The 10,263-nt window shown below is 70.4% G+C and carries 12 protein-coding genes; 7 read left to right on the top strand and 5 right to left on the bottom strand.

Features of this window, described 5'->3' with window-relative positions; genetic code table 11:
- On the top strand, window positions 1–688 hold a 688-nt coding region (locus tag E4O86_RS05130), incomplete at its 5' end, for an ATP-dependent zinc protease family protein (RefSeq protein ID WP_205520712.1).
- Window positions 685–1,590, top strand: a complete 906-nt coding sequence (gene rimK, locus E4O86_RS05125; RefSeq protein WP_161139440.1) for a 30S ribosomal protein S6--L-glutamate ligase — start codon at window positions 685–687, stop codon at window positions 1,588–1,590. The genes E4O86_RS05130 and rimK, both read left to right, overlap by 4 nt.
- 2 nt (window positions 1,591–1,592) lie before the next feature.
- On the opposite strand, the gene tsaA is transcribed toward rimK, so the two are convergent.
- The gene (tsaA, locus tag E4O86_RS05120) at window positions 1,593–2,078 is read right to left on the bottom strand and encodes a tRNA (N6-threonylcarbamoyladenosine(37)-N6)-methyltransferase TrmO (RefSeq protein WP_161139439.1); all 486 of its coding nucleotides are present in this window, start codon (window positions 2,076–2,078) and stop codon (window positions 1,593–1,595) included.
- Between the two features lie 125 nt (window positions 2,079–2,203).
- Here tsaA and E4O86_RS05115 point away from each other — a divergent pair, with 125 nt between their 5' ends.
- From E4O86_RS05115 to E4O86_RS05105, 3 genes are all read left to right on the top strand, one after another.
- Complete coding sequence (locus E4O86_RS05115) at window positions 2,204–3,196, top strand: ArsR/SmtB family transcription factor (protein ID WP_343039101.1); 993 nt, start codon at window positions 2,204–2,206, stop codon at window positions 3,194–3,196.
- Window positions 3,193–4,098, top strand: a complete 906-nt coding sequence (locus E4O86_RS05110; RefSeq protein WP_161139437.1) for a methylenetetrahydrofolate reductase — start codon at window positions 3,193–3,195, stop codon at window positions 4,096–4,098. The genes E4O86_RS05115 and E4O86_RS05110 overlap by 4 nt, the downstream gene beginning before the upstream one ends.
- A 366-nt stretch (window positions 4,099–4,464) precedes the next feature.
- A complete protein-coding gene (locus E4O86_RS05105; protein ID WP_161139436.1) occupies window positions 4,465–4,764 on the top strand; it encodes a hypothetical protein in 300 nt (99 codons plus the stop codon).
- Here the strand turns inward: E4O86_RS05105 and E4O86_RS05100 are convergent, their stop codons facing one another.
- Together E4O86_RS05100 and E4O86_RS05095 are read right to left on the bottom strand one after the other, a co-directional pair.
- The gene (locus tag E4O86_RS05100; protein WP_161139435.1) at window positions 4,765–5,094 is read right to left on the bottom strand and encodes a c-type cytochrome; all 330 of its coding nucleotides are present in this window, start codon (window positions 5,092–5,094) and stop codon (window positions 4,765–4,767) included.
- Between the two features lie 54 nt (window positions 5,095–5,148).
- Entirely contained in the window at window positions 5,149–6,405 is a 1,257-nt protein-coding gene (locus E4O86_RS05095) for a PQQ-dependent sugar dehydrogenase (RefSeq protein ID WP_161139434.1), read from the bottom strand.
- Window positions 6,406–6,588: 183 nt separating this feature from the next.
- Between E4O86_RS05095 and E4O86_RS05090 the strand changes: the two genes are divergently transcribed.
- Together E4O86_RS05090 and E4O86_RS05085 are read left to right on the top strand one after the other, a co-directional pair.
- Complete coding sequence (locus E4O86_RS05090) at window positions 6,589–7,809, top strand: alanine racemase (protein WP_161139448.1); 1,221 nt, start codon at window positions 6,589–6,591, stop codon at window positions 7,807–7,809.
- Window positions 7,810–7,924: 115 nt separating this feature from the next.
- Window positions 7,925–8,662, top strand: a complete 738-nt coding sequence (locus E4O86_RS05085) for a hypothetical protein (RefSeq protein WP_161139433.1) — start codon at window positions 7,925–7,927, stop codon at window positions 8,660–8,662.
- Here E4O86_RS05085 and E4O86_RS05080 read toward each other — a convergent pair.
- Complete coding sequence (locus E4O86_RS05080) at window positions 8,583–9,377, bottom strand: ABC transporter ATP-binding protein (RefSeq protein ID WP_161139432.1); 795 nt, start codon at window positions 9,375–9,377, stop codon at window positions 8,583–8,585. The two genes, E4O86_RS05085 and E4O86_RS05080, sit on opposite strands and share 80 nt — an antisense overlap.
- A complete protein-coding gene (locus E4O86_RS05075) occupies window positions 9,374–10,255 on the bottom strand; it encodes an ABC transporter permease (protein WP_161139431.1) in 882 nt (293 codons plus the stop codon). The genes E4O86_RS05080 and E4O86_RS05075 overlap by 4 nt, the downstream gene beginning before the upstream one ends.
- Window positions 10,256–10,263 lie beyond the last annotated feature (8 nt).

Below are 10,263 nucleotides of genomic sequence, written 5' to 3'. Positions count from 1 at the left end.
CCCGCGCGCCGGCCGCGGCCGGCGGCCCGGCGATCGCCGAATAGGCGGGCGGGCGGCCGATGCCGGATCCGGCGCGCCCGCCCTGTTCGGGCGTGCCGAGCCGTGGTCTCTTGGCCGGATGAGGTTCCCGAAGATCCTGCTCGCCGGCGATCCCCGGCTCGTCGGCTTCTCCGGCGCCGGCACCACGGCCGCGGACGAGCCGCCCGTCGTCGGCTGGCGCGAATGGGCGGCGCTGCCCGGCCTCGGCATCGCGCGCATCCACGCGAAGATCGATACCGGCGCCAAGACCTCCGCGCTCCACGCCAATTCGATCGAGCCTTTCGAGCGGGCCGGCGCGCCCTATGTCCGGTTCGACGTTACCGGAGAACACGAGGATGCGCCCTGGCACGAGGCGATGGTCGTCGACCAGCGGCAGGTCCGCAGCTCGAACGGCAGCGTCGAACGGCGGTTCGTCATCCGCTGCGAGCTCGCGCTCGCGGGCCGCGCCTGGCCGGTGGAGATCACGCTGACGAACCGGGAGAAGATGGAGCTGCCGATGCTGATCGGCCGGCAGGCTCTCGCCGGGCGGGTCCTCGTCGATGCCGGACGTTCGTGGCTCTGCGGCCGGCCCGAACTGCGGGACGGGGAGACAGGCGCGAGACGCTCGGCTAGAGGATCGCGACGAAAGCGTCGGAGAACGCCCTCTTGAAGATCTGCATGCTCGCCCGCAATCCGTCGCTCTATTCGCACCGGCGGATCTGCGAGGCGGCCAAGGCCCGCGGCCACGACATCGACGTGGTGAACACGCTGCGGTGCTACATGAACATCACGTCGCACCGCCCCGAGCTGCACTACAACGGCTGCCGGCTCGAAGGCTACGACGCCGTGGTCCCGCGCATCGGCGCCTCGATCACCTATTACGGCCTGGCGGTGCTCCGCCAGTTCGAGATGATGGGGGTCTGGCCGCTCAACGAATCGGTGGCGATCGGCCGCTCGCGCGACAAGCTGCGCGCGCTCCAGCTCCTCGCGCGGGCCGGCATCGGGCTGCCGGTGACCGCCTTCGCCCACGATCCGAAGCAGACCGCCGAGGTGCTGAAGCTCGTCGGCGGCCCGCCCGTGGTCATCAAGCTGATCGAGGGGACGCAGGGCATCGGCGTGGTGCTGGGCGAGACGGAGAGTTCCGCCAAGTCGGTCATCGAGGCGTTCCGCGGCGCCAACGTGAACATCCTCGTCCAGGAATTCATCAGGGAGGCCGGCGGCGCCGACATCAGGGCCTTCGTGATCGGCGGCCGCGTGGTCGCCACCATGCAGCGGCAAGGCCCGGCCGGGGACTTCCGCTCGAACCTCCACCGCGGCGGCCGGGCGACGCGCGTGCGCATCACGCCGGAGGAGCGCTCGACCGCGATCCGGGCCGCCAAGACGCTCGGCCTCAATGTCTGCGGCGTCGACATGCTGCGCTCCAACCACGGCCCGGTCGTCATGGAGGTGAACTCCTCGCCCGGACTGGAAGGGATCGAGAAGGCGTCGGGGGTCGACGTCGCCGGCGCCATCGTCGCGTTCCTGGAGCGGAACGCCGAGCCCAACAAGACGAAGACGCGCGGCCGCGGTTAGGTTCAGGCGGCCGGCGGCACGTCGATCGATTCGAGCCAGGGCTTGATGTCGAGAAGGGGCGTGCCGTCCAGGCAGTCGAGCATCCCGACCCGGAGGATCCCCGCATCCGGATCCGAGGAAAGGACGGTCGTGACGGAGAGGGCGATCGGGTTCGGCCGCACGGGCGAGCGAAGCGAGAAGGTCCCGACGGGGAGCCCGCGGTGCCGCGGCACCTGCACCACCAGGTCCCGGCGCGCTTTGTCCATCCAGTAGAGCACGATGATCCGGTCGCCGGCCTTGATGTCGCGGAGGCCGGGGCGCCAGGGCGCATCGATCTCGAGCACCGCATCGCCGCCGCGCTCGCGCGCCTCGCGCGGATTGTGCGGGCACTCGCCTCGCGCGCGCCAGGGCGTACGCGCACGCCCGATGAAGACGAGCGCGGCGTCGTCCGCGCATTCCGCCGGGTCGAAGGGCAGGGCGATCTCGCCTTCCCGCACCTGATCGTCCATTCTCCGCTCCTCGTTCGGCCTAGCAACCACGTCCCGCGCCGGCGGGCAAGGCGGTGCGACGTCGGCCTTGCCTCGGCCGGAGTAACGATATAAACATATCGGCATATCCTTCTCGAGGGTGTTTGGTGGGGTCGTCGGTCGGCAAGCTCGTGACCAGGTTGAAGGCGGCAGGGGAGCCGAGCCGGCTCCGGCTGCTGTCGCTCCTTGCCGCCGGCGAGCGCACCGTCAAGGACCTGACGGACATTCTCGGCCAGTCGCAGCCGCGCATCTCGCGCCACCTGAAGATCCTGAGCGATGCCGGCCTGGTCGCCCGGAATCCCGAGGGCTCCTGGGTCTATTACCGTCTCGCCGAGGACGATGCCGAGCTGGCGCAGGCGCTCGTCGCCGGCCTCGATCCCGACGATCCGATCATCCGGCGCGACCGCGAGCGCCTGCAGGCGATCCGCCGCCAGGCCCAGGAGCATGCCGAGCGCTATTTCGGCCAGCACGCCGGGGAATGGGACCGGATCCGCTCGCTCCACGTGCCGGAGCGCGAGGTGGAGAGCGCGATCCTCGCCGCGGCCGGGCCGGGGCCGTTCCGCTCCATGCTCGACATCGGGACCGGCACCGGGCGCATGCTGGAACTCTTCGCCGAGCGCTACGAGCGCGGCCTCGGCATCGATCTGTCGCCTGCCATGCTGGCCGTCGCCCGCTCCAAGCTCGAGCGTGCGGGCATCGGCCATGCCCGCGTCCGGCTCGGCGACATCACCAATCTGCCGGTGCTGCGCGAGAGCTTCGACCTGGTCGTGATCCACCAGGTCCTGCACTTCGTCGAGAACCCGCAGCGCGCCATCGCGGAGGCCGCCGCGGCGCTCGCGCCCGACGGCCGCCTGCTCGTCATCGATTTCGCGCCGCACCAGCTCGAGTTCCTGCGCGAGGAGCATGCCCATCGCCGGCTCGGCTTCGCGCACGGGCAGATGGCGCAGTGGATCGCAGCGGCCGGGCTGAACCTTGCAAGCGCCCAGGACCTTGGCCCGAAGCCGGGCGCCGGCCCGGGCCTCACGGTGACGATCTGGTCCGCCGACCGCGCCCAGATCGCACGCACCACACAGACGGAAGCCGGGGAGACAGTCCGATGAAGAGCATAGCGGCCACGGCCGGACGGGAACCGGGCGCCGTCTCCGTCTCCTTCGAGTTCTTTCCGCCGAAGAGCGACGCCCAGCTCGAAGCCCTCGGCCGCGCGGTCGAGCGCCTGCAGGCCTATGGGCCGGCCTTCGTCTCCATGACCTACGGCGCCGGCGGCACCACGCGCGAGCGCTCGCTCGCCGCCGTGCGCGACATGGTCGCCGGCAGGGGGCTCGCGACGGCGGCGCACCTCACCTGCGTCGGCGCGAGCCGGGCCGAGCTCGATGCGGTGATCGAGACGTTCCATGATGCCGGCGTGCGGCGCTACGTGGCGCTGAGGGGCGATCCGGAGGGCGGCATGGGCGCCCCCTATGTCGCCCATCCGGAGGGCTACCAGGACACTGCCGAGCTGGTCGCCCGGCTGAAGGAGCGCGGCGCCGCCGACGTCTCGGTGTCGGCCTATCCCGAGCGCCATCCGCACAGCCCCGACTGGGCGGCCGAGATCGACACGCTGAAGCGCAAGGTGGATGCCGGCGCCGACCGCGCGCTCACCCAGTTCTTCTTCGACAACGACCTGTTCGAAGCCTATCTCGAACGGGTGGCCGCGGCCGGGATCGACATCCCGGTCGTGCCGGGGATCATGCCGGTCAACGACTTCAAGGGCGTGTGCAACTTCGCCCGGCGCTGCGGCGCAAGCATTCCCCAACGGCTCGCCGACCGCTTCGACGGTCTCGAGGCCGGCTCCGAGCCGCACCGCCTGATGGCCGCCGCCGTGGCGGCGGAACAGGTCGCGGACCTCGCCTCGCGCGGCGTCCGCCAGTTCCACATCTATACGCTTAACAAGGCCGAGCTACCGGAGGCGATCTGCCGTCTTCTCGGGCTTCCGGCCCGCGATAGGCAGCGTGCGGCCGCTTGAGCGCGGCCGCCTCCTGCCTGTCATGTCCCGCGTGTCGCCGCTGCTCACAGGACTCCCAGGACGATCGCTCCGATGAACGCGAACGCCGCACAAATCGCCAACATATTCAGAGGCTTCACTAAGATCATCGACGTGGCCTCCCTCTGATTTGCGGCAGGAGCGTAACTCAAGCCGCCCGCAACTCGAAACGAATATTGTGCTGCACCGCATCAACCGGGGCTGCGACCGTACGGAATACGCGCCCGGCGGAACCCGCCTCGAAGCGGGTTGTTCCTGACGCGGAGCGCTCTCGGGAGCCCGGCGGGACGAGCCGGTCGGAGCCGGTCCCGCCGGGCCGGACCCGCTGGCGCGACGGAGGCACCCCGCATGCCGCGACTTGTGCGTTTTCTGATCCTCAACTGCCTGCTCGGATGCCTGGCGGGATGGGCGCTGATGGCGGCGCTGCTCGCGCTCGATTCCGGCGGGATCGCGCGGGTGGTCCTGGCCTCCGCGCAACCGGCCTTGCCGATCGGGATGCTCGCTGCGGCGTTCGCGGTGACCTTCGGAAGCGCGGCCATGGCGACCGGCGTGCTCCTCATGGCGGAGGGCGGGCCGGCTCGCCCGCGCTTCGGCCCGCCCGGGCGGCCCCGGCTTGCGGCGGTGCCGCTGCGGCGCGGACGCGGCTAGTCAGTTCGGCATCTCCACCGTCACCTTCAGGCTGGCGTACCAGGCCGCGAGATTGGCGATGTCGTCGTCGCTGAGGCTCTGCGCGATGATCGACATCTGCTCGTGCTGGCGCTGGCCGCTCTTGAAGGCGTGGAGCTGCTTGGCGATGTAGATGGGGCTCTCGCCGGCGAGGTTCGGCACGTCCGGGTTCTTCCCGATCCCGTCGAGCCCATGGCAGACGGCGCACATCTGCGCCTTGCTCTTGCCCGCGGCCGCGTCGGCGGCCTGGCCCTGCCCGGCCGCGGCGAAGGGGAGGGCGGTCAGCGCTATCGCAATCCATAAGGGCCGCATCGGGTGCTCCGGGGAAAGGCTGCGGCGGAGGCCGCCGCAGCCATATTGGCGGTGCTATCGCTGATACGAGATCCGGTACACGGCGCCGGCGAGGTCGTCCGAGACCAGGATGGAGCCGTCCGGCATCTGCGCCACGTCCACGGGCCTGCCGAGATATTCGCCGCTCTCCTGCTTCCAGCCTTCCGCGAAGGGCTTCGTCTCCTTGGCGGTGCCGTCCTCGTTGAGCGAGGTGAACATCACGCGCGCGCCGACCGGGTTGGTGCGGTTCCAGGAGCCGTGCTGGGCGGAGAAGATGCCGCCCTTGTATTCGGCCGGGAACATGCTCCCCGTGTAGAACAGCATGCCGAGATCGGCGGCATGGGCGGTCATCTCGACTTCGGGGAACACGACGTCGGCCGGCGGATCGGAATCCTTGTACTCGTTGGTGCGGATCTTGCCGCCGCCATACCACGGGAACCCGAAATTCTGCCCCGGCCCGGTCGCGCGGTTGAGCTCGCCCGGCGGGATGTCGTCGCCCATGCCGTCGACCTGGTTGTCCGTGAACCAGAGCTCGCCGTTCGCCGGGTTGAAGTCCATGCCGACGGAATTTCGGATGCCGCGGGCGAAGACCTCGCGGTTCGACCCGTCGCGCTCCATGCGGATGATGCCGCCGATGCCCCACTTGCCGTACTTGTCGAGCTTCTCGGGCGCCGGCACGTTGAAGGGCTGTCCGAGCGTGATGTAGAGCTTGTTGTCCGGCCCGATGTCGCAGACCCGCGCCGTGTGGTTGAAGCTCTCCTCGTCGGTCGGAATGAGCTCGCCCTTCTTCACCACCTCGCCGACGGCGACGTCCGGGCTCTCGTAGAAGAATTCCGCCGCCGGGAACACCAGCACCCGGTTCTGCTCGGCGATGAACAGGAAGCCGTCCTTCGAGAAGCAGACGCCGTTCGGGATCACGAAGTCGATCGAGGGCGCGAAGCGCTTCACCTCGTCGGCCCGGCGGTCCTTGTTGCGGTCGGTGATGGCCCAGACCTTGTCCTTGCGGGTCCCGACGATCGTCACGATGCCCTGGGGCCCGACGGCGATGTGGCGGGCGTCGGGCACGACGGCGAAGAGTTCGATCTTGAACCCTGGCGGAAGCTTCACGTTCTCCAGGTTCTTGCGGATCTGGTCGGCGAACTCGCCTGTCTGGTCCACGGTCTCGAACTGCATCGAGGTTCCGGTGGTGCGAAACTGGCCGAGCTTTTCCATGTTGTTGCTGGACTGCGCGAGCGCCTGCGATGCGCAAAACATCGCCGCGGCCGCCGCCGAGGCCATCAGCAGCCTTTGCATCTCTTCCTCCCTCATTGCTCGGCGCTTGGCCGAGGCCGCCACGTTACCACTTCTCGCAAAGGCGCCGGAAGCCGGGTAAGGGTTGGACGAAAGGCGGAGGTGGCGGCAGCGGCAGCCGGGCTCCGTCCTTCAAACGCGGGCCGAAGCCCCTAGATGCCCCGGGGAAACGAGGAGGGTGCTCCGATCGACCGCTTCAGTTCCGCGCGGGACGTGGCGCTCGCCATGCGTCCGGACGTCCCGGTCTATTGCTTCCGTCCGGAGGTGCTGAAGGCGGACGCCCGCGCCTTCGTCGCCTCCTTCCCGGGCAAGACCGCCTATGCCGTGAAGACCAACGGCGAGCCGATGGTGCTGCGGACGCTGGCGGAGGCCGGGATCTCGAGCTTCGACGTGGCGAGCCCGGCCGAGTTCGAGGCGGTGCGCGCGGTCGCGCCGGATGCCGAGCTCCTCTACATGCACCCCGTCAAGGCGCAGTCGGACATCCGCCTCGCGCTCGAGCGGCACGCGATCCGGGTCATGGCGCTCGACCACGAGGACGAGATCGCCAAGATCCTGAGGATCGTGAGGGCGCTCGACCTGGATCCGGGCGAGATCACCCTCTATGTCCGCCTCCAGACCAAGGGACACGCGGCCTACGAGCTCTCGAAGAAGTTCGGGGCCGCGCCGGCCCATGCCGTGGAGCTCCTGCAGCGGATCGAAAGGATCGGCTTCCGGGTCGGCCTCTGCTTCCATGTCGGCAGCCAGATCGAGGATCCCGACGTCTACGAGCGGGCGCTCGCCTCGGCGGACTGGGTGCGGGCGCGGGCGGGCGTCGCTCTTGCCGGGCTCGATGTCGGCGGCGGATTCCCGGCGGAATACGGCCATGACCCGAAGCGGGCCAGGCGCGAGATGCCCTCGCTCGACCGCATCATGGCGCAGCTCAGGTCCGACATCGCCGAGTGGGGATTCGATCACCTGCCGCTCATCGCCGAGCCCGGTCGGGTCATCGTGGCGCGGGCGTTCTCGGTGATCGTCCGCGTGCTCCTGAAGAAGGGCCGCCGGCTCTACATCAATGACGGCATCTGGGCGTCCCTCTCCGATTCCTGGACCGGCAAGATCACGCTGCCGGCGCGCTTCCTGCCCGATCCCGCGCGCCGGCGCAGGAGCGGCGATCCGGCCAGCCTGGTGCCGTTCAAGGTGTGCGGCGCCACGTGCGATTCCGTCGACATCCTGTCGCGGCCGTTCTGGCTCCCCGAGACGATCGACACCGGCGACTGGATCGAGATCGGCCATATCGGCGCCTATTCGCTGGCGCTCAGGACCCGCTTCAACGGCTTCTATCCGGACACGTTCGTCGAGGTGACCTCGCCCTTCGGCGAGGGCGGCGGCGCGCAGGGCTTCGCGGCGATCGAGACCATGGCGGACTGAGCGGTCCGCGCCGTCGCCCGTCCGGTGCGTCCCGGCATCTGCCGCGGTTTGGAGGCGGTGCCGGCCGCTCCGCCGGGGCCTTGTCGCGCCGCCGCCGCTCGGGCACGCTTTCCCGATGGGAGGATGTCATGAGCCGGGGCGGAAGCGGTCCCTGCGGGCGGCTGCGGCCGCCGGCCTCGTCCTGGCCGCCCTCGGGCCGGGCGCGGCCTCGGCGGTCGAGCTCTCGGCGGGAGGGCTCACCTTCTCCGACGAGCTCGGCGGCTTCCGCCTCCTCTCCGCGGCGGGGACGGGCCGCGCCGACGATCCGGTCGTGGTGGAGGAGGAGATCTACGAGCCGGCGGCGGCGGTGCTCGTGATCCGCCGTTCCCCCGGGCCCGAGGGCCGGCCCCGCGCCGGCGCCTTTCCCGCCTCCGGCTTCACCCTCCTCAAGCGGGTGCGCAATGCCACCGGACGGGTCTGGGCGGGGTTCGATCTCGAACTGGAGGAGATCGAGGGCAAGCCCAGCACCTATGCGGACGGGCTTTCCTTCGACCAGATCGCGCGCCGCGCGCCCGACGTGCGCTCCGACCGCTTTCCGCGGAACGAGCGCCTGTTCGAGCCGGCCGACCGGATCCGCTTCCGCAGCGGCCATGTCGATCCGGACGGCGTCGTTGTGTTCCGCATGCAGATCACCGACCCGACGCCGACGGCAATCTTCTACCTCGTGCAGGACCCGCAGCTTCTCTATTCCGGCACGCCTGCGCCGTCCGGGCTCGCCGGCCTGCCCGCCTGCCTCATCCGACGAGCAGGCGGTCCTCCGCAAGCTCCTGGCCCCGGGCCGTGCGGAAGCGCTCCACCAGGTCCTCCACGGTGAGCGACGCACGCTCCGCGCCCGTCATGTCGAGGACGATCTCGCCTTCGTGCAGCATGAGCGTGCGGGTGCCGAGGTCGAGCGCCTGGCGCATCGAATGGGTGACCATGAGCACGGTGAGCGAGAAGCGCTCGGCGAGCTGCCTGGTGAGGTCGAGCACGAACTCGGCATTTGCCGGGTCGAGCGCGGCCGTGTGCTCGTCGAGGAGCACGATGCTCGAGGGGGCGAGCGTCGCCATGACGAGCGAGAGCGCCTGCCGCTGACCGCCGGAGAGGGAGCCCATCGGCACGCCGAGCCGGTCCTCGAGGCCGATGCCGAGCTCCGCCACGCGCGTCCGGATGGTCTCGGCGCGGGCGCGCCCGAGCGCGGGCGCCAAGCCCCGCCTTTGCCCGCGGGCGGCCGCGAGCGCGAGGTTCTCCGCGATCGTGAGCGCGCCGCAGCTGCCGGCGAGCGGATCCTGGAAGACGCGGGCGACCAGGCCGGCGCGCGCCTCGGCCGGCAGCCGCGACACGTCGCGGCCGGCGAGCACGATGCGCCCCGAATCCGGCAGGACGTCGCCGGCAATGGCACCGAGAAGGGTCGACTTGCCGGCTCCGTTCGAGCCGATGACGCAGCAGAACTCTCCGCTTGCCACGGCGAGCGACACGCCGCGCAGCGCCCGGCGCTCGAGGGGCGTGCCCTTGTTGAAGACGACGGCGAGGCTCTCGACCGAGATCATGCCGCGCTCGCTCCCTTCCGGAACCGCGGCAGGATGAGCGTGAGGAGGACGAGGAGCGCCGTCGCGAGATTGAGGTCGGAGGCCTGCAGGCCGAGCACGTCGAGATTGAGGGCGAGCTGCACCGCCAGACGGTAGAGGACGGAGCCGGCCACGCACGCGGCGATCGCGAGCGCGATGCTGCGTCGCGGCAGCAGCGTCTCGCCGACGATCACTGCGGCGAGGCCGACCACGATCGTGCCGAGGCCGGAGGTGACGTCCGCGAAGCCGTTGGTCTGGGCGAAGAGGGCGCCCGCCAGCGCGACGAGCGCGTTGGAGAGCGCGACGCCCGCCATCACGTGGAGGCCGGTGCGGACGCCCTGCGCCCTCGCCATGCGGGGATTGGCGCCGGTCGCGCGCATGGCGAGCCCGAGGTCGCTTTTGAGGAACGCCGCGACGAGCGCGACCGCGAGCGCGACGAGCACGAGCAGGAAGAGCGGCCGGACGAGGTGGTCCGCCAGGCCCCGGCCGTAGAAGGGCGAAAGCACGGTTTCCTGGTTGAGGAGCGCCACGTTCGGCCGGCCCATGATGCGCAGGTTGATCGAGAAGAGCGCGATCATGGTGAGGATCGAGGCGAGCAGGTGGAGGATCCGGAAGCGGACGCTCACGAAGGCCGTGGCGAAGCCCGCGAGCGCGCCCGCCGCCATGGCGAGCGCCGTCGCGAGCCAGGGGTTCCAGCCCGCCACGATCGCGACCGCCGCGCAGCCCGCCCCGAGCGGAAAGGAGCCGTCGACCGTCAGGTCCGGAAAGTCGAGCACCCGGAAGGACAGATAGACCCCGATCGCCACGAAGGCGTAGACGAGCCCGAGCTCGACCGCTCCGAAGAAGGCGAAACTCGACATCCGGGCAT

This window comes from Propylenella binzhouense (genome assembly GCF_009866965.1).
Taxonomy (GTDB): Bacteria; Pseudomonadota; Alphaproteobacteria; order Rhizobiales; family Afifellaceae; genus Propylenella; species Propylenella binzhouense.
This window is presented reverse-complemented; position numbering and strand designations above follow the sequence as displayed.

Bases quoted from the DNA above. Each gene is read 5' to 3' on its own strand.
- tsaA (WP_161139439.1), bottom strand. From the start codon at position 2,078: ATGGACGATCAGGTGCGGGAAGGCGAGATCGCCCTGCCCTTCGACCCG.
- E4O86_RS05110 (WP_161139437.1), top strand. From the start codon at position 3,193: ATGAAGAGCATAGCGGCCACGGCCGGACGGGAACCGGGCGCCGTCTCC.
- E4O86_RS05105 (WP_161139436.1), top strand. From the start codon at position 4,465: ATGCCGCGACTTGTGCGTTTTCTGATCCTCAACTGCCTGCTCGGATGC.
- E4O86_RS05100 (WP_161139435.1), bottom strand. From the start codon at position 5,094: ATGCGGCCCTTATGGATTGCGATAGCGCTGACCGCCCTCCCCTTCGCC.
- E4O86_RS05095 (WP_161139434.1), bottom strand. From the start codon at position 6,405: ATGCAAAGGCTGCTGATGGCCTCGGCGGCGGCCGCGGCGATGTTTTGC.
- E4O86_RS05085 (WP_161139433.1), top strand. From the start codon at position 7,925: ATGGGAGGATGTCATGAGCCGGGGCGGAAGCGGTCCCTGCGGGCGGCT.
- E4O86_RS05080 (WP_161139432.1), bottom strand. From the start codon at position 9,377: ATGATCTCGGTCGAGAGCCTCGCCGTCGTCTTCAACAAGGGCACGCCC.
- E4O86_RS05075 (WP_161139431.1), bottom strand. From the start codon at position 10,255: ATGTCGAGTTTCGCCTTCTTCGGAGCGGTCGAGCTCGGGCTCGTCTAC.